Annotated in this window: 21 protein-coding genes; 8 read left to right on the forward strand and 13 right to left on the reverse strand. The window is 61.2% G+C overall.

Annotation, left to right across the window (positions count from 1 at the left end; genetic code table 11):
• Positions 1 to 5 precede the first annotated feature (5 nt).
• The 10 genes from Q7S58_RS03095 to Q7S58_RS03140 all read right to left on the reverse strand — a co-directional run bounded on the left by Q7S58_RS03095 (position 6) and on the right by Q7S58_RS03140 (position 13,892).
• The gene (locus tag Q7S58_RS03095) at positions 6 to 2,591 is read right to left on the reverse strand and encodes a VWA domain-containing protein (RefSeq protein ID WP_304820696.1); all 2,586 of its coding nucleotides are present in this window, start codon (positions 2,589 to 2,591) and stop codon (positions 6 to 8) included.
• Positions 2,584 to 4,470 (reverse strand): BatA domain-containing protein, encoded by a 1,887-nt coding sequence (locus tag Q7S58_RS03100; RefSeq protein ID WP_304820698.1) that lies wholly within the window; start codon positions 4,468 to 4,470, stop codon positions 2,584 to 2,586. Before Q7S58_RS03100 ends, Q7S58_RS03095 begins: the two co-directional genes overlap by 8 nt.
• A gap of 3 nt (positions 4,471 to 4,473) precedes the next feature.
• Positions 4,474 to 5,379, reverse strand: coding sequence for a DUF58 domain-containing protein (locus Q7S58_RS03105; protein WP_304820700.1), 906 nt, complete (start codon positions 5,377 to 5,379; stop codon positions 4,474 to 4,476).
• An 8-nt stretch (positions 5,380 to 5,387) separates the two neighbouring features.
• Positions 5,388 to 6,431, reverse strand: coding sequence for a MoxR family ATPase (locus tag Q7S58_RS03110; protein WP_304820702.1), 1,044 nt, complete (start codon positions 6,429 to 6,431; stop codon positions 5,388 to 5,390).
• The gene (locus Q7S58_RS03115) at positions 6,428 to 7,783 is read right to left on the reverse strand and encodes a hypothetical protein (RefSeq protein ID WP_304820704.1); all 1,356 of its coding nucleotides are present in this window, start codon (positions 7,781 to 7,783) and stop codon (positions 6,428 to 6,430) included. Before Q7S58_RS03115 ends, Q7S58_RS03110 begins: the two co-directional genes overlap by 4 nt.
• Positions 7,784 to 8,245: 462 nt before the next feature.
• Positions 8,246 to 9,025 (reverse strand): hypothetical protein, encoded by a 780-nt coding sequence (locus Q7S58_RS03120; RefSeq protein ID WP_304820706.1) that lies wholly within the window; start codon positions 9,023 to 9,025, stop codon positions 8,246 to 8,248.
• 19 nt (positions 9,026 to 9,044) lie between these two features.
• The gene (locus tag Q7S58_RS03125; protein ID WP_304820707.1) at positions 9,045 to 9,941 is read right to left on the reverse strand and encodes an NAD(P)-dependent oxidoreductase; all 897 of its coding nucleotides are present in this window, start codon (positions 9,939 to 9,941) and stop codon (positions 9,045 to 9,047) included.
• 620 nt (positions 9,942 to 10,561) lie between these two features.
• Positions 10,562 to 11,743, reverse strand: a complete 1,182-nt coding sequence (locus Q7S58_RS03130) for a CaiB/BaiF CoA-transferase family protein (RefSeq protein ID WP_304820709.1) — start codon at positions 11,741 to 11,743, stop codon at positions 10,562 to 10,564.
• A gap of 46 nt (positions 11,744 to 11,789) precedes the next feature.
• The gene (gene nth / locus Q7S58_RS03135) at positions 11,790 to 12,464 is read right to left on the reverse strand and encodes an endonuclease III (RefSeq protein ID WP_304820711.1); all 675 of its coding nucleotides are present in this window, start codon (positions 12,462 to 12,464) and stop codon (positions 11,790 to 11,792) included.
• Positions 12,465 to 12,704: 240 nt separating this feature from the next.
• A complete protein-coding gene (locus Q7S58_RS03140; RefSeq protein ID WP_304820713.1) occupies positions 12,705 to 13,892 on the reverse strand; it encodes a beta-propeller fold lactonase family protein in 1,188 nt (395 codons plus the stop codon).
• 268 nt (positions 13,893 to 14,160) lie between these two features.
• Between Q7S58_RS03140 and Q7S58_RS03145 the strand changes: the two genes are divergently transcribed.
• Entirely contained in the window at positions 14,161 to 15,138 is a 978-nt protein-coding gene (locus tag Q7S58_RS03145; RefSeq protein ID WP_304820714.1) for a cyclase family protein, read from the forward strand.
• Between the two features lie 60 nt (positions 15,139 to 15,198).
• Here the strand turns inward: Q7S58_RS03145 and rpsU are convergent, their stop codons facing one another.
• Positions 15,199 to 15,396: a 30S ribosomal protein S21 gene (gene rpsU, locus Q7S58_RS03150; RefSeq protein ID WP_304820716.1), complete on the reverse strand. Its 198-nt coding sequence runs from the start codon at positions 15,394 to 15,396 to the stop codon at positions 15,199 to 15,201.
• Between the two features lie 467 nt (positions 15,397 to 15,863).
• Between rpsU and Q7S58_RS03155 the strand changes: the two genes are divergently transcribed.
• The gene (locus Q7S58_RS03155) at positions 15,864 to 16,436 is read left to right on the forward strand and encodes a hypothetical protein (RefSeq protein ID WP_304820718.1); all 573 of its coding nucleotides are present in this window, start codon (positions 15,864 to 15,866) and stop codon (positions 16,434 to 16,436) included.
• 16 nt (positions 16,437 to 16,452) lie between these two features.
• Here Q7S58_RS03155 and Q7S58_RS03160 read toward each other — a convergent pair whose 3' ends face one another.
• Positions 16,453 to 16,752 carry a hypothetical protein gene (locus Q7S58_RS03160; protein ID WP_304820720.1) on the reverse strand — a complete coding sequence of 100 codons (300 nt, stop codon included), beginning with the start codon at positions 16,750 to 16,752 and terminating at the stop codon, positions 16,453 to 16,455.
• Positions 16,753 to 16,900: 148 nt separating this feature from the next.
• On the opposite strand from Q7S58_RS03160, the gene Q7S58_RS03165 reads away from it, so the two are divergent.
• The 5 genes from Q7S58_RS03165 (at position 16,901) to Q7S58_RS03185 (ending at position 21,309) form a co-directional block, all read left to right on the forward strand.
• Positions 16,901 to 17,674 (forward strand): hypothetical protein, encoded by a 774-nt coding sequence (locus tag Q7S58_RS03165; protein WP_304820722.1) that lies wholly within the window; start codon positions 16,901 to 16,903, stop codon positions 17,672 to 17,674.
• Positions 17,674 to 17,949 (forward strand): hypothetical protein, encoded by a 276-nt coding sequence (locus Q7S58_RS03170; protein ID WP_304820724.1) that lies wholly within the window; start codon positions 17,674 to 17,676, stop codon positions 17,947 to 17,949. The genes Q7S58_RS03165 and Q7S58_RS03170 overlap by 1 nt, the downstream gene beginning before the upstream one ends.
• A gap of 314 nt (positions 17,950 to 18,263) precedes the next feature.
• Positions 18,264 to 18,914 (forward strand): orotate phosphoribosyltransferase, encoded by a 651-nt coding sequence (gene pyrE / locus Q7S58_RS03175; protein ID WP_304820726.1) that lies wholly within the window; start codon positions 18,264 to 18,266, stop codon positions 18,912 to 18,914.
• A gap of 459 nt (positions 18,915 to 19,373) precedes the next feature.
• Entirely contained in the window at positions 19,374 to 20,147 is a 774-nt protein-coding gene (locus Q7S58_RS03180) for an SDR family NAD(P)-dependent oxidoreductase (protein ID WP_304820728.1), read from the forward strand.
• A gap of 7 nt (positions 20,148 to 20,154) precedes the next feature.
• On the forward strand, positions 20,155 to 21,309 hold the full coding sequence (locus Q7S58_RS03185) for a hypothetical protein (protein ID WP_304820730.1): 1,155 nt from the start codon (positions 20,155 to 20,157) through the stop codon (positions 21,307 to 21,309).
• A 170-nt stretch (positions 21,310 to 21,479) separates the two neighbouring features.
• Here Q7S58_RS03185 and Q7S58_RS03190 read toward each other — a convergent pair whose 3' ends face one another.
• On the reverse strand, positions 21,480 to 21,920 hold the full coding sequence (locus Q7S58_RS03190) for a DUF721 domain-containing protein (RefSeq protein ID WP_304820732.1): 441 nt from the start codon (positions 21,918 to 21,920) through the stop codon (positions 21,480 to 21,482).
• Between the two features lie 374 nt (positions 21,921 to 22,294).
• Between Q7S58_RS03190 and Q7S58_RS03195 the strand changes: the two genes are divergently transcribed.
• Positions 22,295 to 25,153, forward strand: coding sequence for a vitamin B12-dependent ribonucleotide reductase (locus Q7S58_RS03195; protein ID WP_304820734.1), 2,859 nt, complete (start codon positions 22,295 to 22,297; stop codon positions 25,151 to 25,153).
• Positions 25,154 to 25,182: the final 29 nt, after the last annotated feature.

A 25,182-nucleotide genomic window follows, 5' to 3' on the forward strand; every position in this document is an offset into this window, starting at 1 on the left:
CCCGCCTAGTCGCCGATAAACCGGCGGCGCACGAACACCTCGCCCAGGAACAGCGCAATCACAATCGGGATCAGCCAGGGTTCCGCGCTCCGCCGAAACGCGATGGTCTGGCCGGTATGCCGCGCGATCGCTTCCGCGGCAGCGTCGAACTCGCCGTGCGTGGCCTGCGACAGATGCCGCAGCAGTTCGACGTTCACCGGCTTGATGCGCAGTTCGGCGGTGTCGGCCGGGATCGATCCCGCCGTCGCAAATTCGCGCTGCTCGAGCACCCGCTCGGTGTCCCCCGCTTTGATCATCAGGGTCGCGGTGTACTTGCCGCGCCTGAGCGGTCCGACCTCGCCGGTATAGCGCGAGGCGGTCGCTTCCGTCATCGCGATATCCGTTACGCGCCCCGGCCCCGTGATGCGGCAGACGAGGTTGCTGACCTGCGCCGGTTCGGCCCGTTCAGCCTCCACCGTGATCGAACCGTCAGGCGAACCGTGAATGCGCATCGTGAACATCCCCGAATCGCCGGGCCGCATCGTCCAGCCCGCAAGCTGCGACCAGAATTCCGCGTAGCGGTTCCACCTGATCCAGCTAAGCGTTGCGAGCGAATCGGGATCGGCGGCAAAAATCGCGGAGCGCCCGAGTCCATACTGCCACGCGGCCAGCAGCGGCGCGGTCTTGTCGCCGCGCGATACCTTGAGCGCCACCTGCGCGCCATCTTTGGGAACCGTCGACGCGAAGAAATCGATCGGGGGAATCTCGTTGATATTTATCCCTGCGAGAATCGAAGTTGCCTCGCCGGCTTCCACCGTGGTCCGCCCTTGCTTGCGCCGATTCATCGCCTCGCGCGTCAGTCCGACCAGCAGCAGGGGCAACTTCTCTATATCCTGCACGCGATAAAAAACGCCGCCGGTCGCCTGCGCGAAATCCTGCAGCAGGCGGAGGTTGGCGAGGTCCGGGCCGATTCGAATCGTCGAAACCGGAATATGCTGCTTCGCGAATTCCGCGATCAGATCGTCGTGATCGTGATACTGGCGATTGGTGTCGCCGTCCGTCAGCAGGATCACCTGCCGCACCGGAATCGAACTCTTGAGTATTTCGCGCTGCGCAATTTCCAGTGCGTCCTTGAAATCGGTGCCGCCGCCCGGTTGCAGGCGTCCGATGCGATTTTCCAGCTCCGCGCGATCGTCGCCGAGCGGCTGCAGATGCCCCAACACGTACGCCTGCGAATCGAACGCGATCACGCCCGCGAAATCCGTGTCGTCGAGCTGCCGCAAGAGCGCGATCGCGGCTTCCTTCGCGTAGCGAATCCGCTCGCCGTCGCGCACCGCCGGATAGCGCGAGTCGTAGCTCATCGAATTGGATCGATCGATGCACAGGTAGACCGCGATCGACTCGCGCGCCGGCGGCGGCGGCTGCGTCTGAAATTTTACCGGCAGCGTTTTTTCGAGTTCGCCGCCCGCCAACTGCTCGTCGCGCAGCGAATCGCCGGTCGCGATCAACCCGCCGCCCAAGTCCGCTACATAGCGATTAAGCGCGTGCTGTACGGGCGCGGTCAGCGAACCGGTCGGCACGTCTTCGAGGATCACGAGTTGATACGGGAGATAGTCGGCGGCGCGATCGCTGAGACTGCGCGGCGATACGAAATCGATTCGATAATTCCTGAGCTTGAGCGCTGCAACTACGCTTTCCGGCGGCGCCATCGACGCGATCAGAATTCGCGGCGCGCCAGTCACCGTGATCGCAGCCTCGGCGCGCGGATTCACCGCGAGTTTCGGCGCCGCCACGACGACCTCGGCGCTCATCAGGTAAGCGCCGGCGCTTTCCATGCGATACGGCAACTCGAAGCGGTTGAGCCCGGGCTTGAGCGTGATCGATTCGCCGCCGACCGCCGTTCCATCGCGATAAAGCTTCAACACCGCCGGCGTCGGCGCATGCGCCTCGCTGTCGATATCGATATGAAATGCGAAACGCTGGTCGGCGCGCACCGTCTCCGGCGATTCGAAATTCGTCACGGCGATTCGTTCGATATCGGACGGCGGCGGCGCGGCCGCGTAAATCCGGATGCCGTCCTCGAGCATCCCGGGCACTTCGGCGGCGGCGGAATCCACCGTCTCATTGCCGTCGGTGAGCAGCACGATTCGCTTGTCGGCGTCGGCCGGGAACAAACTCTCGGCCGCCGTCAGCGCGCCCGCGATATTGGTAGCACCGCGCTCAGCCGCCTCGCCGATCTGGCCGACCAGGCGCGGATCGCCGAGCGGCGTCAGCAGCCGGGCGTCGCGCGCGAAGCCGATCACCGCGAGCTGGTCGGTCGGCGCCATCGCAGCTTTGAGCTTTTCGACGCGGCGGCGCATCCACTGGTACTGATCGGGCGAGATCGATCGCGACTGATCGAGCGCCGCGATCACCGCCACGCTGCGCGCCGCGATTCGGCCGGGAATCCGCAAGCCCGCGAGCATCAGTACGATGCCGACGACGCAGAGCATCCGGAGCGCAGCCGCCGACGCTCCGGCAAACTGCATCCCGCCACGCATCGCAAGGATTCCGGGAATTGCCACGAGCGGCGCGAAGAGCAGTAGCCAGAGCATCAGTGGGCGATCAAACATGGCGCATCCCCCACCACCGCGCGTGCCTGATGAGCAGCGCGCTCTCGAGCAGCAGCGCGAGCAGCGCGAGCGCCGCGAGCACGATTAACAGCGGACGCACTTCGCGCGCCGGATTCGCGCTCGCAGCGGTGGACGATACCTCCGACGACGCGTCCTGCGCGCCGCGCCGCGGCGCGAGGTCGGATTCGGTCGCGTCATAGTAGTTCGCCAGTACCGCGGTCTTGAACGATCCAGATTCGACTTGGTAACGGCCCGATTGCATCGGCCGAATCCGCGCGCGGCCCCATTTGTCGGCCGCAACTTCCCGCACGCTGCCGTCGGGATTCGTCACGCGCGCAACCTTCACTGCCGGCACCGTCAGGTACGAGCCGGTCGGCGCGATCTGCACTTCTTGCGTCGCAGTCAGTCGCTTGACGAGATCGACGGTCACGACCAGCGCGTCAAGATGGTCGGGCGCAAGCAGCAGATGATCGCGCACGTCGAATGCGATCAGCCCGACGCTCCCCGCGGCGGAGCGTCCGAGCGCCGCGGCCGGAAACGGCGGACGCCCTCCCGTCGCGGCTATCGCGATCGCCTCGATCCAATCCGGCAGTGCGATAATTCGCGTCGATTCGAGCGCCATCGCTTTGGCGCCGCTCGCCACGCCCGTCAGAGCGTCGCTGATCTGAGCGCCGGAAACTGTTCCTTCCACCAAAATTCCAAACGGTGGCTGCTGTCCCGCGCGCGCCGCCGGTGGATAAATCAGCAACGTCGATACGCTGGCGACGGCGGGCGCAAACGCATCGTGCATCACCACCAGTTCATAGGGCTTGGGCGTCTCGCCGCCGGGGGCCGGCGCCGGATGAAAGCTCGCCGGATCGGCGGTCTCGACCTGGAAATTCGAATCGACCGCGAGCAGCACCCGCGCCACGTCATCGCGCACCGACGCGTCCGGCGAGAGCACCAGCATCCGCGCCGGCCGGCCCGACGCGGCGTGGGCATAACGGCTGTTGTCGGCTTCGATCGCGTCGTCGCTAAGGATTCGCGCGCGCAGCGTTCCGCCCGCGAGCAATGGCCCGAACGGCACGACCATCTGCTCGCGCGGCGCGAGCATCAGCGTCTGCCGGAAGATTCCGGTGTTGTTGAGTTCGATCGCCAAATCGCACGGATGAGGCTGCGCCGAGAAGTTGCGAATCGTCGCGCGGCCCTTGGTCGCGCCGGGAATCCCCGAATCCAGCGAAACGATCGCGAGGTTCGCCGCGCTCGATCCGATCAGATGAAAATTTACTTTCGCGACCGATGACACATCGGCAAGAATTCCGGCCGGCGGCGTCCGATCCGCGAACAGATCGATCACCGACGCGCCGCGCGCGCGCATCAGAGCCGCTCTCAGAGCCGCCGTCCGCGCCGGTACCGCCATCGGCTCGAGTCCCGCGATCGCGTTCCTTAGTTCGCCGAGATTCGAACTCTGCGGATGAATAACCTGCGCTTCGAGCGCGTAGCCGCTCACGCTGAACTCGTCGTCCACTGGCGCCTGATTGATAATCTCCAGCGCGACGCGACGCGCCTCGCCCAGCCGCGTGCTCGATCCTTCGCGCGCGCTCATGCCCGCGCCCAGATCGAAAATCAGCGCATGACTCCGCCCGTGGCCGGGACTCGGCGCGGTGCGAATATACAGGCCCGCGATCGCCAGCGTCAGCGCCGCGAGCACCGCCGCCTCGAGCCAGAACAGCGGATCGAGCCGCACGTGCCGGACGTTCGCGACGGGCGCGGGCGCCTCGTCGAACAGCATCAGGCTCGACACCTCGATCGTCGGACGCGAGCGCGAGCGCAGGTAAATCGCCAGCAGCAGCGCGATACTCAGCGCATAGATGAGGTTTTGCGGATTCAGGAAACCCACGCGCTATCTCACTATCCCGAAGAGCGGCATCTCGCGTTCCATGAACGTTTCGAGATTGTTCGCGCCGAACGCCTGCGCGTACGTGACCGCGTGGCTCTTGCAAACCTCGCGCACGCGATCGCCGATCTCCGCGACCTTCCTCGCGCACGCCGCCGCCGTTTCCGGACCGAAAATCGTCTCGCGAATCTCGCCCGTCTCCGCGTCGCGCACGCGAAAGAGCCCCGGCGGATACGCGCCCGTGCTTTCCTGCTCGCCCATCACGTGCACCACCTTCACGTCGTGGCGCGCCGCGACCAGCCGCCGAATCGCATCTTCGGTCTCACCGTCGCTCACCAGGAAATCCGAAATCAGCACGACCACGCCGGTCGGACGGCGCTGCAACAATAATTGATCGACCGCCGCACCGAGCCGGGTTTCGCCGCCCGCCCGCACCGACATCACGAACGGCTTGAAATTGAGATACGATTCGCGCCGCCGATGGAGCGGCGTGGTTTCGAGCTTCATCGCGCCGCGGCGCATCGCGAACGCGCCGATCCGCACCGCATCGTTGTCGGCCATCCCGATGTAGGCGAGCGACGCGCCAATCGCGAGCCCGAGGCCAAGTTTGTCGTCGCGCTCCGGCAGGCCCATCGACGCGCTCGCATCGATCAGCGTGGTGATCTCGACCTGCCGTTCCGCGCGATACGTCCGAATCATCAAATCGTCGAGCCGCGCAAATGCATTCCAGTCGAGGAATCGCAGATCGTCGCCCGCCGCGTACTCCTTGAAATTCTCCGGCTCGATTCCAAGCCCCTGGATTCGGCCGAGCGCGCGCTGACCCGCGCGCACCGTCCGCGCGCGCTTGATCCCGAGCACCAGCCGATCGAGCTTGCTCAGAAATTCGGGCTCGAACGCGCGCGCCTCGAGCATCGCCTACCTCACCCGCGCGCCGCTCGAACGGATTTGATCACGCGCTCGACGATATGCGACGCGTCGATTCCGTCCGAGTGCGCCGCGTAGTTCAGCATGATGCGATGCGCCAGCGCCGACACCGCGATCCCGTCGATATCCTCGCGCGCGATATTCGCGCGGCCGTCCAGCAGCGCGCGCACTTTCGCGCCGAGGATCAGCGCCTGCGCGCCGCGCGGACTCGAGCCGAACATCACGTAGCGATTCACCATCTCGTCGTGCACCGCCTTCGCCTCGTCCGCCACGAAGCGCGAATTCTGCGGCTGCGTCGCGCGCACCAGCCGCGCCGCGTAAATTTCCATCGCGGGCGCCGCCATCACGTCGCGCACCAATTTTTTGAGCGCTTCGATCTGCTCGGGCGCCTCCGCCGCGCTGAAAACCGCCTCGACGCCGGCCTCTTCCGGGCCCGTCGTGGACGAGATGATCCGCGTGAGTTCCGCTTCGTCCGGATAATTCAGGCGCACCTTGTAGAGGAATCGATCGAGTTGCGCCTCCGGCAGCGGATACGTCCCTTCCATCTCGATCGGATTCAGCGTCGCCATCACGAAGTACGGCGGCGGCAGCTTGTAAGTGGTGCCCGATACGGTAACCTGCAACTCGGCCATCGCTTCGAGCAGCGCCGATTGGGTCTTCGGCGTCGCGCGATTGATCTCGTCGCCGAGCAGGATATGGCAAAAAGCCGGCCCCGGCTGGAACGAAAAATCGCGCCGCCCGTCTTCGCTCGACAGGATCACGCGCGTGCCGGTGATATCCGCCGGCATCAGATCGACCGTGAACTGGATTCGATTGAAGCTTAAGTTGAGCGCGATTCCGAGCGTCTTCACCAGCGTCGTCTTGCCGGTGCCGGGCACGCCTTCGATCAACACGTGCCCGCCCGCGAACAGCGCCGACAGTAGTTCCTCAACCGCCTGCTCGTGGCCGATTATCACCTTGTGAATCTCGGCCTGGATTCGCCGGAACGTCCGCGTAAAGTCCGCCACCGTCGGCGTTTCCACCGCTGAAACCTCACTCATCTTTCGAATACCTTCTTGATCGTCGCCCGATCTTCCGGCGGTACCGACGCCCGCGCGACCGGCTCATCTGGTTGCTGATCGGCGTTCAGCGGCGTACGCACCTTGGGCGGCACGTAAGCCTGGCCCGCGCCCTTCGCGCCCTTATCGACCGGCCGCGCTTCGATTGCGATCTCGAATCCTTCGGTGCCGAGCTTGGCCTGAGTGGGCGCGCCGAAGAGGCTATCGGGATCGGCGCCGATTCCATGTGAAGCTCCGCCGTTGCTCCCCGCGTCGCCATTCTGATCGGAGCTGTGATCGAGCAACGCGTCATCTTGGCCGCTCGAACGACCCTTCCCGCCACTCTGCGCTCCGAGGTCCGCGCGATTTCCGCTCGGCTGCGCCGGTTTGCCAGATGCGTCAGGGTCGTGCTCGAGATTGAACTTATTCGCCGTTTCCGGCTGGCCCCGCTGGAACTGCCCGGCCGCATCTTCGCGCGATTTCTTGCCGCTTAGCTCCGGCCTCCGGCGAATCTCATTGCGCTCGAGTCCTCCGCCGTTGTCGGCGAGGCGCAGATTCAGGCGCTGCTTGGGCGATTGCTCGCCGGTGAGCTTGCTCTGAAATTTGCCGGCCATCTCGCGCGCATGATTCATCAGCCCGGTGATCGAATTGCCCTCGCCGCCGCTCGCCTGCGGATTCTCGCGCATCAGCTTGTCCTGCAAGCGGCGCATCGTCGCCGGATCGGCGTTGACTTGCATGCCGGTTTCTTCGCCCGGCTCAGTCGGCCGCAAATGAAGATCGTCCAAATCGATCGTCAGCTCGTCGATATTTTGTCCGGGAACGATCCGCGCCGGATGCTTGATTCGCGCGAGCGGCAAACTCAGCATCGCCAGCGCGACCGCGCCGGCCAGCGCGTAGATACCGCGCGAAACGCGGCGCCGCTCAATCTTCGCCGCCGCGAATTCATTCCGATGGCTCAGCGCGTCCTCGACCAAGTACGACCAGAGCGACCCGCGATGCGATTTGCCCGACAGCGCCACGATCGTCGCGACGCGATCCTTCAACGCCGCGCGCTCATCCACGATCGACGCGGCCCGCATCGAGCTGGTTTTCATCCGCCACGCGCGCCGGATCGCATCGAAGACCCCGATCGCGCCGAGTACTATCGCCGCCGCCGAACAGATCAGAAATTGCAGCGCCGAAAGCTGATACGCTCCGACGTAGATCACCGCGCCCGCCGCGATCGCAATCGCCAGCGAGAAAAATATCGCGTGCTGCAGCGCGAGCGAGTTGAGCCGCCGGCGCACCGATCCAACCTGGCCCAGAATCAGCCCAAGTTTCTCGTCAGCGATTTTGCGTTGTGACGGGAAAGCCATCTGAACGCGCGATGCGCGTCCAATCGAGAATAGTTAAGGCAGGCCAAGCGCGCAACGCAGTTTCCGTGGCCGGCGACCATGGCGACCGGAAGGAAAATACTTGTTCCGAAACCTCACGCAGGTGGAGTTTACCCTGAGCCTCGAAGGGGCCGCTTCCCGTGGCGACGCGAAGCCGACTTCGGGCCGCAGGGCCGAATCGCTATAAGATGAAGATGCGGGCTACGCCCTGTTAGTAATGGAAAAGTGAGAAAGGGGCCCGCGTGCAGCTTAAGTCTTGTCCCGTTTTCTTACCGGTACTAGCAGCGCGTAGCGCGCATCCTTTTCTCCGCCGGCGTCGAGCGACAACGCACGCATTTTTTGCACCTATTAACAGCGCGTAGCGCGCATCCTACTTGCCACGGGAAGCTCGAAACCTCGTGAGGTTTCGAACTCCTACTCCCCTCTTCCGACGCCGCGGCGCCGCTAGAACGCCCAGCCCACGATCGATTTCAGGAACAGCCCGTTGCTGGTTCGAGTCAGCCCGATACCCACGCCCAGATTCAGTTCGAGTTGCGGGATCAGGTCCAGGTTCAGCGCCGGTACGATAAAATGCTCCTGGCGCTGCACCCCCGGTATCACCTGCAGGGGACCCAAGTCGCCGTAATATTCGACCGCGGGCTGAATCCAGCGCGACAGGTCGTACACGATCTCACCCGACGGCGACAATTCAACCCCGCGATGCGTCCCCGGTCCGCTGAACGGCTTCTCGAACGCGAAGTTCCCGATCGCGGTGAACCTCCCCAGATGCGTCTCGACAATCGGGCGCAGTTCGAGCGTCAGCGGATTCTCGTCCGCCTGCCGGCGCATGTAATCAAGCTCGATATTCGCGCCGAATCGAACCGGCCATCGCTCCGTCATCGGCACGCCGAAATGAACCTTGGTGCGCGCACCTGCGTACTCGTACTCGCCGTTGTTCAGCCGGGCCGTGCACAGGTACTGCCCGACCTCGAGGTATCGCAGCACGCCGTACGAGGCCTCGAGCGTCTCGTGAATCTGATACGGATTGAGCGCGTCCTTCGCCTCGTGTCCGGTCGCAGTGCTGACGGTATTCGAATGAAGCTCGACTTCGAGATGCCCCTTTGGCACGGTCTCGGCGGAATAAATCTGAATTTCGTAGAAGTCGATCGCGAGCGCGGGTCGCGCCGCGACCGCGACCGCCGCGATCAAAAACAGGAGCGCGCAAATCGATCGGCCCGGATTCATCGCGCCCAGGCTTCGCGTGCTAGCGGGACACTTTCAGGCCGGCGTCATCGGCCGCGCCCAGCGCAATCGCGGACCAGTCCAGGTCGGCGCGACCCTTCGCAATCGCCGAGAGGAATCGATCGCGCAGCAGGCTCGCCGCCGGCATCGGCACATTTGCCTCGGCCGCCGTCTTCAGCACGAGATCGATATCCTTGAGGCCAAGCGGCAGCCGAAATCCCGCCGGAGTGAACTTCCGATGCGCGATCATGGCGCCGTAGCCCTGATACACCGGGCTCGCGAACAGCGTCGTCATCAGCATCTCGATCGCCGCGACCGGATCGACACCGCTCTTCTGCACCATCGTGAGCGCCTCGCTGATCGCCTCGAACGAAGCTGCGATCATGAAGTTGCCGGCGAGCTTGACCACGTTCGCTGCGTCTGGGTCTTCGCCAAAATCGAAAATGCCCTGTCCCATCGCTTCGAGCAACGGACGGACTCGCGCCTTCGCGTCGGCCGGTCCCGAGGTGCAAATCCAGAGCTTCTTTGCGGCCGCCGCGTTGGGCCGCCCGAACACCGGCGCCGCGATCATCGTGCTCTCGCGCTCGGCGTGCACGCGCGCGAGCTTGCGCGTGATCGCGGGCGACACGGTGCTCATCGAGACGTGGATTCCGTCGGGCCCGAGATTCGCCGCGAGGGCGTCCTCGCCCGCGACGAGCGCCTCCAGCGACGCGTCGTCCGCGAGCATCGAGACGACGATTCCACCCGGCCGCGCGACGTCGCCCGCGCGGGCCGCGCGATGAGCTCCGTGCGCAAGCAGCGGCTCCGCCTTCGATGCGGTGCGATTATAAACGGTTAACTGATAGCCGGCGGCGATCAGGTTCGACGCCATCGGCAGGCCCATCGCGCCGAGTCCTACGAATCCAATTTTCTGCGTCATGCAACTAAGCTATCACGCAAAATGGTTGGAGCAATTGTGCTCCAATCCCTTTTCTTCTCTTATGATCTTGCCGAGCGGCCCCTGCCGTCCACGTTCACAGCTTCCGACAGCAACGCCTTGAGAATAAGCGGAGGAAGTCCGCCAGTCTCGAAGCTTAAGCGCGATCTTTGGCGAGTCGATTAACCTGATAAAGACTAGGAGCTCGGGCATGTCCTAAGGCACGCATCGCGAGCATCATCGACTTTGTCGACACATTGCTGGGTTTCTGCTTCGATACGACGCCCGTTATATTGCGTGTAGGCTTGTCGGCAATTACCCATCGAGATTTCGTGCGTCTGGGTGCAAGTTCGCGAACAAGCTTGAGCGTCCGCTGTGCTGGCAACGGAAACCGCTGCGGGTCTTGAGACCGAATGCTTCGGGACGTAATAAAACCCTTGAACATCGCAGCCGTTCACAGATGTGGCGCAAGCAACGCCTCTAGCGATAACATAATCGTGAGCCTTATCCGGTACCCCTTCACAATATTTCCTCGGCTCGTCCAAAAGAACGAAATGTTTAAGGCGATTTTTGTTAACTAAGAGCTGTTCGGATCTCTTCTTTCTCTTCTCCTAAGTTGAGGCTCACGCGATCACTCCCGACGTGCGCAGTTCCGCGATTTTCTCCGCCTCGATTCCTAACTCCGCGAGCACCGCCTCCGTATGCTCACCGAGCATCGGTGCGGGGCGCGGAATCTCGGTGGGCGTGCCCTCGTATCGGGCCGCCGGACGCGGCTGGCGCATCGCGCCCGCATGCGGATGCACCGATTCGACGATCAGCTCATTCGCCGCGATCTGCGGATCGTGGAACAAATCCTCGCGGCTCAGGATCGGCGCGCACGGCACTTGCGCCGCGTCGAACTTCGCGAGCCATTCCGCCGATGTCTTTCCGGCGAGCGCCTGCTGCGTCAGTTCGAGTCGCTCGTCGATATAGCGCGCACGACCCGCGACCGTCTTGAAGCGCGGATCGTCGATCCACTCCGGATGCCCGATCGCGTTGGCCAGCCCCGCCCACTCGGCATCCGACACCGCACCCACCGTGATGAATCCGTCGGCCGTCTCGAACACCAAATCGCGCACGCCGTTTCGAATCGCGGCCCCGTCACTGCTCTTGAACGTATGACGCGCCATCCCCTCCGGCCACATGAACGCGACCACCGCGTCGAGCATCGCGAGCCTGACGTGCTGCCCCTTGCCGGATTTCGTGCGCGCGAGCAGCGCCGCCGTGATGCACTGCGCCGCCGTGAGCGCGGTGACCTTGTCCGGAATGATCAGCCGCATCATGCGCGGCCGTCCGGTCGCCGCGTCGGCCTGAATCGCCGCGAGGCCCGAGAGCGCCTGCACCACCGGATCGTAAACGCGCTTGTGGACGTACGGCCCCTTCTCGCCGAAGCCGCTGATCGACACGTAAATCAGCTCCGGCTTGATTCGCCGCAGTTCCGGCTCGCCGATTCCCATCCGCTCCGCCGCGCCCGGCCTGAAATTCTGGATGAACACGTCGGCGCCTCGCACGAGGTCTTTCAGCAGGTCGACGCCGCGCGCATCCTTCAAATTGATCGCGACCGATTTTTTACCGCGATTGATTACGGCGAAGGTCGGCGCCATCCCGCGCTTGGCGCCGCCGAGCGCGCGCGTTAAATCGCCGCCGCCCACAGGCTCGACCTTGATCACGTCGGCGCCCTGGTCGGCGAGGATCATCGTCGCCATCGGTCCCGAAACCATCTGCGTGACATCTATGATGCGATAGCCGTCGAGTGGTCCTGGCATGATGACTCCTTTAAGCGCGAACGAATTCTTAACGTGAACGCACTTCTTAACGTGAGCGGATAACGCCGATTCGCGGGCACAGATGCGCAATTTTGCAGCGCGAGCACCACGGCGACGTCGGATGACAAATCGTCTGTCCGAACGCGACCAGCAATCCGTTGTATTCGATCCAATGACGCGGCGGCAGCGCCTTGCGCAGCGCAACTTCGGTCTTGTCGGGCGTCTTCGCCTTGACGAAGCCCCATCGATTCGAGATGCGATGCACGTGCGTATCGACGCAGATTCCCGGCCGCCCGTACGCCTCGGTCACGACCAGGTTCGCGGTCTTGCGCCCGACGCCCTTCAGCTTCAGCAACTCGTCGATGTCATCGGGCACGACAGTGCCGAACTTATCGATCAGGTCGCGGCAGATTCCGCGAATCACGCGCGCCTTGGTGCGATAAAATCCGACCGGGTAGATAAGTGCCTCGAGGGTCTTCGGCGCGAGTTTCAGGATCGCGTCGGGTGTCGCAGCGCGCTCGAACAATCGATGCCAAGCCGCCGCGGTGGTCTCATCCTTGGTGCGGAGGCTCAGGATACATCCGATCAGCGTGCGGAACGGATCGCGACTCTGCACCGCGATAAAACTCACGATCGGCGCATTCCACTTCGGCGCCTCGCGCCGCAGGATCGCGAGCGCCCGGCTGACCGCGCGCGCATCGAGCGGCGCCCGCACCGCCATCCTCGATGATGCTCTTACCGGCTTGATTGCGACTGGCACTCACGACGATCTATCATCCGCCCGCCCGCCACTAAACCATTGCGCCTTCGAAGGTCCTCTCTGCTTCGCCCTCCGTGACCGATAACGGCTCTTTCACCACCGTCGGATGCCGCCACTCGATGCTCCGTCATTTTTACTAACAGCGCGTAGCGCGCATCTTCAATCGGACGGGGAGCGGCCTCTTCGAGGATCAGCGTAAACCTAGTGCGAGAGCACGATGCCGTACGGTGCGCTGCTCGCGTTCGCCGGGTTCTCGGTCGCGATTGTCGGCCCGGTGCATATCGAGCTGCCGCAAGTCCCGTTGATCACCGACAGCGAGACGGTGCCGTCGCCGGAGTCGGCCGCGTACACGAACTTATTCAATGGATCGACCGCGAGTCCGATCGGTCCGTTGTATCCCGAGGCCACCGTCGGCGGCGTCGTCAGCGTGGTGCCGGTAGCGACGAACGACGAGATCGAGCCAATCAATCCGCCGCTGCCGCGGTTCGCGGTGAACAGAAATTCGACGCCGGTGTTCACTCCGATGCCGATGCCGATCGGCGAGTTATTCACGTTGCTGTTTTGAAAAGTGAAGGCCGCGGTTAGTGCTCCGGTAGTCGAGTTGATCGAGAAACTCGAGACCTCCGCCAATTGCTGATCCGCAACGAAGAGCGATGCGCCCGCGGAATCGATCGCGATAAATCCCGGCGTGTCAGCATTGACGTCGGCACTATGCGCGGCGGGCAGACTCTTCGAGATTTTACCGTCACTGCCAATCGTCAGCGGCCAGATTTCGCCGGTCGCCGCGTCTGCGACGTACAGAATCGAGCCTGACGAATTCACCGCGATACCGAAAGGAGTATTGAATCCGCCGAGCGCCGCGCCGTTCTTGGCTAGCTGCCCGGTGCTGGTATCGACGGTGTACGCCGCGACGGTGCCGTCGTTCGATCCCGTCGCCCAGAGAAAACTGCCGCCCGAGTTCATCGCAAGTTGATCGGGTCCGCTCCCGTTGCCATTGCTGATCGAAGCGGGCGAGAGCGCCGTCAGCGTCCCATTGGTCGAGCTCACCGCGAACTCGTAAATGTTGTCGTCGGCGACATTCGCGACATACAGAAACGCGTTGCTGGGCGCGACCGCGAGCCCATGCGGACCTTTTTTCGCTCCTGCCGCGATTGTGCCGCTGCGTTTCAACGCGCCGGTCGTCGTATTGCGCGTCAGCGACGACACCTTCGCGTCGTTGAAGTTCGTGACGAAGCCGAAGCCGCCTACATTGCTGGTGGCCGTCGAAGTCGGAGTCCCGGAATTGCTGCTGACCGGGGTCAAAAGTCCGCCGCTACCGCATGAAGCGGTGTTGAGCGTCACCGCCATCACGAGCAAGGCCGGCATCAGCATCGCGAAATTTCGCAGCATTCTCATCGCGGACAATTCGTTCTGATGATCGATCACGTGCGTCTCTCGCCCCTTTTCGATGCCTTCCCAAACAATCGTGAATCAGACGTCGATACAAGACTATCGCGAAATTATCGATGACCGGATCATCGTGAAATTATGCGCCGCCGAATCGAGCAGCCGCGCGATTGGCCTTGACACGATCGCCGGACAGAGTCGTATGTTTGCGCTTACGCAATGAAGACTAGCTGATAATCCCCGCTGCGGAGTTTATCGAGGAGATCTCACGATGGCGCAAATCGATTTGAAAAAAGTTCCGCGCTTCTCCGAACTGCCGGCCAAGCCGGGCAAACCCGCCGAGTCCTCGTGGGGCGTGTTCGGCGACGACGACGAACTCGGATGCCTCAATTTTCTTTCCGCCGACGGCGTGGTCGAAGCCGCGCGATTGGTGCGCAAGGGCGCCGTGTTTCGGCTCGATACCAAAATCAACTACGCGACCCCGCCGCTGTTCAATCGCACCCCAGCCAAGCATACGATCCTGAGCTTCGAAAGTTACGGCTTGCTCGGCTTCGACGATTCGCTCGACAACTACAACACCCAGGAAGGCAGCCAGTGGGACGGCCTCGCGCACGTCGGCAGCCCGCGCTACCAGAGCCTCTACAACGGCGTGAAGGCGAGCGAGATCAAGGATGGCCCGACTGGGCGGCTGAGCATCCACAAGTGGGCGAACAAGGTCGTCGGGCGCGCGGTGCTGATCGACGTATGCAAGTATCGCACGGCAGAGGGGCGTCCGCTGAATCCGCTCGATTCGGAGGCGTACAGCCTTGCCGATCTGAGGGCGGCGTTGATCGCGCAGGGCGGCGAGTTGCGGCCCGGCACGATCCTGCTGATACGCACCGGATGGATGCCGGCGTATCTGGCGGCGTCGGCGGCGGAGAAGACTGCGATGGCGCCGCTCGAGAAGCTGAAGGCGTGCGGAATCGAGGCGACGCGCGAGATGGTCGAATGGTTCTGGGACAATCGCATCGCCGCGGTCGGCACCGATTGTCCCGCGGTCGAGCCGTGGCCGTGGGATTTCAAGGATGAAGGCGCGCTGCATTACCGCACGCTCTGCCTTTTGGGATTGCCGATCGGCGAGCAATTCAATCTTGAGGAACTCGCGGCCGATTGCGCGGCCGACAAGCGTTACGAATGCATGCTGGTGTCGGTGCCGATCAATCTGGAAGGCGGGATCGCATCGCCGCCGAACGCAGTCGCGATCAAATAGCTGAAATGAAAACGGGCGCTGGAGGAATCCAACGCCCGACGAAATCGAGGAGAAAATTGACTACATCGCGGACGCGCGGCGACGGCGTTGTTCCTTGCGGCGGCGGCGTTGGGCTTCGGATCGCTTGCGCTTGCGGCGGACGCTGGGCTTCTCGTAAAAGGCGCGCTTCTTCATTTCTTTGAACACGCCCTCCTTGGCCAGCTTGCGTTTGAGCACGCGCATCGCTTGATCAAGGGAGCCTTCGACCCGAATTTCCATAGTCCTCCGTCCGTCCGGTAGCTTAGCCCACCGAGCTTAGGTCCGTCCGAGATTAGAGTCAACCCGCCGGATTTTACGGTACTGGCCGAATTAGGCCACCCGCGTCGGGAAATTAGGCCACTCCATTCAAAAGTGGGAAAGTTTGCAAATCATTCTCTAAAATGGAATGGAGGAGCACGAGATTCGATGGGGTCGTTTTGGACTAGACCTAGATTTGTGGCTTCGAGGCTGGATCGCGATCCAACGCCTACTTTTGGCCTCGATCATTCTGATTGCTCACCGCGGCTACCGATGGCTCTTAACGTACCTGTTTGCCCAAGAATTTGAGGGAATTCGGAAACTCTTGGACATTATCGAGGGAGTGGCGATCGTGGCGCTGACTGCGTGGCTTTTAACAGAAGCGATCAGGATCTTTCTTCCCCTGCCGTGGGGGCTTAAAATCGTATCAGAGAAACGAGCGGATTCCCATGGATCATCTGCAAACCTTTAAAGACTGGCTTCGCTTTGTTCGAAATGGCGCGATCGCCACTATCGTGGTGATTCTCTTATTCTTTTGGAATTCCCCTCATTCAGCGCAGGAAATCGCAGTGGTAATTGCGCTGCCGTTAATAATCTTCAACGCTTTCCCAATTTTGATTACGGGGCTTGTGGATATATTCCAAAGGTTCGTACCCAAAACGCAGCAGCAGTCGTTTCCATTTACGCCGACTCCGGTTGAGAAACCTACCTTTACGCGGAAGCAAAGAATAATTGGATGGTTCATTATCGGAACGCTTATCGTTATGGTCGTGTCGTTTTGTGCAGGAATTTCGATATTGATAGCTAGCTCTTGCTACCATTCCCTCAATGTTGCGTGGGCTATAATCCCTGCTCGTTATGTTTCCTACACGCTGATTGGAATCAGCATTCTTCCAATTGTCGCGATCGTCTTCCTATATATCGGACTGCGATATTCTGCTTGGTTTCGCGACAACGGTTCGTTCCCTTCAGCTTCGGCCTTGATCAAACGCCCAATAAACCACTGGCCGACTTCGGCTTAGAGATTCTGGACGATCTTCATTTTCCTTTACGTCTTGGCATCTTCCCGCCCCTGATCACGATGGGTCTGAATGGCCGGTATCCGGGCCGCAGCGTGGTCGATGGCTTGCGCGGGATCGGCGGCACGTCTGACGGTTGCGCCGCAGCATTGATCAACTCTCCAATCGACCAGATATGATCCGTCACCCCAAGCGCCATCGCGGGCGTCACGCGCAACGATTCGTGCACGCGGCAGAAATTATAAAACGCGATCCAGAGCGCGATTGCTGCTGTGTGATTCTCGGTGAACATGGTCGCGGAGGCTATCGCTCTTCTCATTCGAATCTCCATACGAGAAACGATAGCCTGGTGGCGCGCACACGTCAACAGTAGATCTGATATATTTATCAGCCAGTAGGGTGTATTGACTATCACGAAGTAACGGAGCAATAATTCAGACTCAATCTTTAAGGATGGCTCAAAGAACATGGTCGAGACGAACGAACAAACTTCAAACGGCGCTCAAACTCCCACCAAAAAACATAGGCAGCGGAGTCCGAACTATCCAGCGGAAAGTCTTGAGGCCGCGATTAAGCGAGTCGGCAAGCTGTACCATGAAGATCACGAAGCGGGATCGACAGTCGATTCGGCTGCGGTGCATATCGGTTTCAACAAAGCGCACGGAGAAGCCAAGTCTGTACTGGCTGGGCTGAAAAAGTTCGGCCTCGTCGAGATGGCGGGTAATCGCGTGATCGTCACCAAACGAGCGGTCAGCATTTTGCTTTTCCCAGAAGAAGAACGAGGGAAAAAGGCGGTTCGCGATGCCGCTCTTTTGCCTGACATTTACCGAAAGCTCGTAGCCCGATACAGGACGACAGGACTGCCATCCGACAAGAGCCTGCGGGCCGAATTAATAGCGGACGAAGGTTTCAATCCGAAGGCAGTAGATGCCTTTATAAAGGATTTTCGAAGCTCATTAAGTTTCGCTGGCATATCAGTCGAAAGCGGTCTAGACTCATCGGAAGAAGCGCAGACAGGCGACGAACTCAACGATGAGGAAACGCAATTGAAAACTGAAGAAACGGAGATATTAGAGAACCGGCCGGGAACTCCGCCAAATAAAAGCACTAAATCAAAAGTCTTTAACGTCGCGTTGGACCCGATTACGCAAGATGCACCGCAGTTCGCTCAGGTGCTGATACCAGTGCCGATCAGCGAGGAACAAAAGAGGCGGCTCATCTCGTTCCTTCAGAACCTGTGATGAAATCCCGCCACGCTGCCGCGCTCACGCTTGTTGGCTGGTATCTGATGATGCCGCCAGCCGATACGAAAGTCGGCCTGCTCCTTGACGCGCCATTCTCGGACTGGCGCGTCGTGGAAAGTTTCGATACTGCGGCGGAATGCAAGGCGTCACTGAAAGCAAAACGCAATGGAGTGAAGATTCCCGAGGTCTCCAAGAATTGGCCGAACGATGTCCCTACTGTCGCCTTTTGGGAGTGTATCGCGACCGACGATCCCCGACTCAAATCAAAGTAGGCCACTCCGCATTTCAAATTCAGCCACTCGCGCTCAAATTAGGCCAGTACCGATTTTGCGGGTGGAGACGTGAAGAGCCGCACATGGAGCTCGTTCGGCAAACGCTAACGAATCCGTTGTGTTTGATTCATCGTGAGTTGACCCCATCCCCGGCCAATGAAAATATTGGCAGAGGACGTTTTGTCCACAGGCCGTGGCTCTGTTGTGCATGCGCGACGGTTAGGTTTCGTTGCTTTTCGGCTGCTCATTCCAATAACATCCGCCGACTAGAGTTTTGAATGAAACCTGCCGGAAAGCGCGGGCGGAGGGATGCGATGATTTCAGAACGAAGCAGGTTGCTCGAAATCCTGAAGCAAACCTCTTACATGGAGAATCAAACCGAGGGCTTTCTTCTCGCCTCAGGAGAACGCAGTCCGTATTACGTGGATTGCAAAAAAGCGCTCTCTCATCCGGAGGCACGGATGCTGATTGGATCTTTGATCTATTCCATCATCGAGAAGGATGATCCAATCGATGCCGTCGGAGGGTTGGAAATAGGGGCATATCCGATCGCGACAGCAGTGTCCGACAAAATTTGGCAAGAAACGGGAAAATCCGTTCGAGCGTTTGTCGCCCGTAAGGATCAGAAGAAGCACGGAGTAGGAAAACGCCTGGCAGGCGATGTTCGCCAAGGTGACAAAGCGCTGATTGTTGATGATGTGATCACGTCTGGTGGCTCAGCAATCATGGCGATCGATCGAGCGCGTGAGGAAGGGCTTGAAGTCCGCCGAGTGATCGCCCTGATAGATCGTGAAGAACAAGACGGGCGCAAAACCATCGAGGCGCGGGGAGTCAAATATGATGCCTTGTTTACCTTGTCGGACTTGATTCACTTTCATGGCCACGACCAGCAAAGCGAAGATCCGGGCGCTGATCAAAAGCGGCTTGTACGAAGGCAACCTCCGCGCTCTGCTGCCGTTGGTTAAGCAGCAGTTCCATCAGCGTCCAGTCCCTGTATGGTTCTCTGATTTCTTTGCTGTTGGCTCTAATCGGACGAGTTCGCTAACGGGCAAATCCCGACTGATCGTCTCGATCACATCGAACGGCAGCTTTCGCAGCCGATGCTAGACGCCTTGGACGCAGAATTTGCGAAACCTCAGGAATTGCTCGACAAGCTGAACGCGCTTCATACCGCGTGGTTCAATCTTTAAATCCGCCCAGCGCGGGGGGTCAGACCCGCATTGACAAACCCGCTCGCGACTCATTGCGGCACCTTTTCGTTGCCGCTCATAGTTCGTCCAGACGACGGGATCCGGCAGAAATGCTTTTGTGTCGTTCATAGAATTCTCAAGTCGAAATCTATGCGGCACTAGTCATCCGACGAGTAGATTGAACTGCGAGATGCGAGCTTATAAAGACGGAACGCCAGAGCAAGGAGTATCCAGATGGATCTAGGACTTAACGGTAAGGTCGCGATGATCACCGGCGCTAGCCGCGGACTCGGGCGCGCGATGGCCAAGGCGCTCGCCGACGAGGGGATGCAGGTCAGCATCTGCGCCCGCACCAAAGAAGCAGTCGATGATGCCGTCGCGGAACTGACGCGATCGAACGCATCGCGCGTGATCGGATTCGTCGGTGATGTGACGAAGGCCGACTTCGCGCGGCGATGGGTCGATGAAACCGCGAAGCAACTCGGCGGTATCGATGTGCTGGTGAACAACGCCGGCGGGGCGCAGCCGGGCGCGCTCGCGGACCTGCCCGATTCCGCATGGCAAACGACTTTCGACCTGAATCTCTTCGCGCCGGTCAGGCTCGCGCGCCTTTGCGCCCCGCACCTCGAGAAACGCGGCGGCGGCTCGATCATCAATATCGGATCGATCTACGGGCGCGAGTCGGGCGGGCCGCTGACCTACAACGCGTCGAAGGCGGCGCTTCATTCTTTCACCAAGATGCTCGCGCGCGAGTTCGCGCCGAAAAAAATCCGCGTCAACACGATCGCGCCGGGCTCGATCATTTTCGAGGGCGGCGTCTGGCAGCAGGTCTTCAAGGCGAATCCCGCGTTCGAGAAAGATTTCATCAGCCATGATTTCCCCGCCGGACGGCTCGGACGTCCCGACGAAGTTGCGTATGCGGTCGTGATGCTCGCGTCGCCGCGCGCAAGCTGGATTACCGGCGCGTGCATCCCGGTGGACGGCGCGCAGGGGCGCTCGATCAATTAAATCGTCGATGGCACGATCGCACTTCGCGCGCGCTGCGGCCGCGTTCGCAAACGCGGGGCTGATTCTCGCGGCACTGCTCGCCGCGTTATCCGCGATCGTGCTCGCAGGATGCGCCGCGCCGCTGCCCACCACGGAATTGCCGCCCGCACGATTCATCGCGCCGGTGCCTGAGTTTCCGGGACTGCGCGACTATCGCGGAATTTTCGATTTCAGGATCGGGGCGACGGGACTCGACCAGGCGGGCGTCGCGGATCTCGCGAAGGAAGCGCAAATCGATTTCATAATTCCCGGCGATCGCATCGAGCCGGGCAGTTCCGACTACGGAATCCCGGGCTTCACCTCGACGATTCTGTTTATCGCGGGCGGCGCGTTCGAGAGCGGCGGCGGCAGAATCATCGGGGTGAATCTCCACGAGCCGATTCATCCTGATTTGAGCACCGCCGATCTGATTAGCGCGATTCGCGACCAGGGCGGGCTCGCGATCGCGGCACAGCCGGCGAAATTCACGAATCCGGCCGACTTCGCGCTGGCCGACGGAATCGAGGTGTACAATCAGCGCGATACGTGGCTCGAGCAGAGCCCGGCGGCGCTCTATCTGCGCGCGATTTTCACGAACACGGACAAGTTCCTCGCGAGCCTCGACGTGCGACCCGACGTGAATCTCGCCTTCTACGACAGGATTGCCGCCGGTGCGCGCGTCACGATGCTCGCCGGCCTGGGCGCGCCCGACGACCTGACGGTGCTCGGCTCGAAAGTCGGCACCACGCCGCAACTGATGCTCTTCTACACGACGCATCTGCTGGCGCGCGAGCGCGATCAGGAACCGTTGGTCGAGGCGCTCAAGCTGGGGCATTCGTACGTCAGTTTCGATTTTCTAGGCTATGTCGGCCAGTTTACGTTCTTCGCGCAAACCGCCGATGCGAACACTGGGAGCAAGGCGCTGATGGGCGATGAAGTGAGATTCGCGCCCGGCATGACTCTCAAGGCGGAACTGCCCGACGCGGCGGATCGCATCGCGATGTATCAGAACGGCGCCGAGGTCGCGTCGGCAGAGAACGCGAGGAACCTCGAGTTCGCGCCGAAGTCGGCGGGCGCGTATCGAATCGAGGCGTATCGGGGCGGCCATATGTGGATTCTATCGAATCCAGTTTACGTGCGCTGAGCGGAGGCCGCGCTGAACAAAGACTACTAGCGCGCAGCACGCACACTACAATCGTGCTTTCTGACCTTTCTGTTACTAGCAGCGCGAAGCGCGCATCTTACTTGCCACGGGAAGCTCGAAACCTCGTGAGGTTTCGAACTCTTCTTCCCCGGCGCTTTCTTTCTCTTTTCTCAGCGCGGCGCGCGCCCCCACGCCTCGATCAGTCGCTCGAATGCCGCCCGCAGTTCCGGATCCTTCAGCTCTGGCAACTCGATCGATTTCCGCGTCGCACGCGGCACCGTGCGCAATGCTGGCCGCTCGCGCCGGCTAAGCCGCCCTTGAATAAATCGCAACTCGCGCACCACGTCGTCGCCCATCCGTTCTGTGACGCGCGCGAGTATCTGCGGTTTCATCAGGTTGAGTTCCTGTATCCACATCGCGCCCGAAACTTTTACCACCAGCGTGTGGAATTTCAGCGACACGATTTCAGTCCGCCGCGCGATCGCCTCTCCGACAATCTCTGGCCACGCCTTCACCATCCGCACGATCGCGAAATGCCCCTCGCGATCGAGTCGCTCGAGCAGAGGCTGCATCGCCGCGCCGATTTGCTGCGGAGCTTTGTAACGCTGCATCGACATGGATTTCGCAGCATAGCGCCGCGCATCGATGGACGCATACTGCGGGTCGCAAGGGTCGCACTCGGTAACCGCGGATCTATCCACCTTAGCATAAGCACAATTTATATGAATTCTCTGTCGGGCTTGTATTTTTAATGATGGCGAACATTTACCAAAAGTTATCAACAACCTAATATATGGGTTGTGCACAAGTTCTCATACACTACCTGTAGGGGTTCGGGCTTGACATCCGGCATATGCATTGGGTTATATTGCCGCCCACGCACCTCGAATCGTTAGGGGCGCAGAGCGGCGGGGGAAGGCGCTCGGATGATGCGAAATCCGGACGTAACGCGACGGTAACTTGGCGGGTTCGGGAGGAGGCGGTGATGGCGGGTGGCGCGAGCGAGAAAGAGATAGCTTTGAAACCGACTTCAAAATCCAGCGAACGCGACAACGGCAGTCCCGCCGCGACGACTGACAAGTCCGCCGCACGACGCGGCGTTGCGCTCGAGCGCTACTTCACCACTCCCGGCGTCGATCCCTACACCGAAGTCGATTGGGATTTCCGCAGCGCGATCATCTCCGGCGAAGACGGCCGTATCGTCTTTGAACAAAAGGACGTCGAGGTGCCGCGCCCGTGGTCGCAGACCGCGACCAACGTCGTCGTCTCGAAATATTTTCGCGGACCGCTCAGCCAGGTTGGCATGCAGCCCGGCGCGCCCAAGCGCGAGACCAGCGTCCGCCAGCTGATCTCGCGCGTGGTCGATACCGTCACCGGCTGGGGCGAGAAGCAGAATTATTTTCCGACCGCCGACGCGCGCGAAATTTTCCACGCCGAACTGACTCATCTGCTGCTCAACCAGAAGGCCTCATTCAACAGCCCCGTCTATTTCAACGTCGGCATTGAAGAGAAGCCGCAGTGCTCCGCCTGCTTCATCCTCAAGGTCGATGACAACATGGAATCGATCCTCGGCTGGTACCGCAATGAGGGGATGATCTTCAAAGGCGGCTCCGGCGCAGGCGTGAATCTGAGCGCGCTCCGCTCGTGCCGCGAGAAGCTGTCGTCGGGCGGCACCGCGTCGGGACCGCTCTCGTTCATGAAGGCCGCCGACGCGTCGGCCGGCGTGATCAAGTCGGGCGGCAAGACGCGCCGCGCAGCCAAGATGGTCGTGCTCAATGCGGACCATCCCGACATCGAGCGATTCATCAAGTGCAAAGTCGAAGAAGAGCGCAAAGCGTGGGCGTTGATCGAAGCGGGCTACGACTCGTCGCTCGACGGCGACGCCTACGGCTCGGTGTTTTTCCAGAACGCCAACAACTCCGTGCGCGCGACCGACGAGTTCATGCAGGCCGTGCTCGATGACGGCAACTGGAATACGCGCTTCGTCAAGTCCGGCGAAATCGCCGAGACGATTCGTGCCCGCGATCTCATCCGCATGATTGCCGAGGCTGCGCACGCCTGCGGCGATCCCGGGATGCAGTTCGATACCACGATCAATCTCTGGCACACCTGCCCCGCGAGCGGACGCATCAACGCGTCGAATCCGTGCAGCGAGTACATGCATCTGGACAACTCGGCGTGCAATCTCGCCTCGCTCAACCTGATGAAGTTTATCGACGAGCGCGGCGAGTTCGACGTGCGCGCGTTCCGCCACGCGGTGGACGTGATGATCACCGCGCAGGACATCGTGATCGACAACTCTTCCTATCCGACCGACGAGATCGGCCGCAATGCCGTCGCGTATCGCGAGCTGGGCCTCGGCTATGCCAACCTCGGCGCGCTGCTGATGGCGCTCGGGATGCCCTACGATTCCGAGCAGGGCCGCAGCTATGCTGCCGCGATCACCGCCCTGATGACCGGCGAGGCGTACCTGCAATCCGCGCGCATCGCCGAGCAGATGGGCCCGTTCGCCGGTTACGCGCCGAATCGCGAGCCGATGCTCAAGGTGATCGAGCGCCATCGCGGCCAAGCCTACAAGCTCGATCCGTCATTCGTCACGCTCGACTTGCTGCGCGCCGCACGTGAGTCGTGGGATGAGGCGCTGAAGCTCGGTACCGCCGCCGGTTATCGCAACTCGCAGGCAACCGTGATCGCACCCACCGGCACGATCGCGTTCATGATGGATTGCGACACCACCGGCATCGAGCCCGATATCGCGCTCATCAAGTACAAGAAACTGGTCGGCGGCGGGATGCTCAAGATCGTGAATAACACCGTGCCGCGCGCGCTCAAGCGCCTCGGCTACGATTCGCGCGAAATCCAGGAGATTGTCGAGTACCTCGACGAGAACGAAACGATCGAAGGCGCGCCGCAACTTGCCGATGCGCACTTGCCGGTCTTCGATTGCGCATTCAAGCCGCGCTCCGGCTCGCGCACGATTCAGTGGCACGGGCATCTCAAGATGATGGGCGCGGTGCAGCCGTTCATCTCCGGCGCGATCTCGAAGACGATCAACATGCCGGCCGAAGCTACCGTCGATGAAGTCGCGGAAGCATACCTCACCGCGTGGAAGCTCGGGCTCAAGGCGGTCGCGATTTATCGCGACGGATCGAAGCGCACGCAGCCGCTCAACACCGGCAAGAGCAAGGAAGAAAAAGCGGCGGACACCGCCGCGGCGGTGGCGATCGCGGCGGCCGACGAGATGCGCGTGAAGCGGCGCAAACTGCCCGACGAGCGCAACTCGATCACGCACAAATTCGATATCGCGGGGCACGAAGGCTACATCACGGTCGGCATGTACGAGGACGGGTCGCCCGGCGAAATTTTCGTGATGATGTCCAAGCAGGGCTCGACTATCTCCGGCCTGATGGATTCATTCGCGACCGCGATTTCGTACGCATTGCAGTACGGAGTGCCGCTGCAGTTCCTGGTCGACAAGTTCGCGCACATGCGCTTCGAGCCGTCCGGCTTCACCAAGAATCCACAGATCCCGTTCGCCAAGTCGATTGTGGATTATTTGTTCCGATGGATGGCGTCGAAGTTTCTCGACGAAGAAGCCAAGCGCGAAGTCGGCATCATCGAGGCGGATCGAAGTATCGAGTCGAAGACCGCGGCAGTGGCGAGCAAAGCGCCGATCACGCTCGCGATCGCGCCGAGTCTGCGCGACGGCAAGGACAGCGGGATGCGCCAGGCGTTCATCAATCAGGCCGACGCGCCGCCGTGTCCGGATTGCGGGAGCATCATGGTGCGCAACGGCAGTTGCTACAAATGCATGAACTGCGGCAGCACCAGCGGCTGCTCATGAAGTGAGGGTTCAAGGGCCCCGGGGAACGG

This window comes from Candidatus Binatus sp. (genome assembly GCF_030646925.1).
Taxonomy (GTDB): domain Bacteria; phylum Desulfobacterota; class Binatia; order Binatales; family Binataceae; genus Binatus.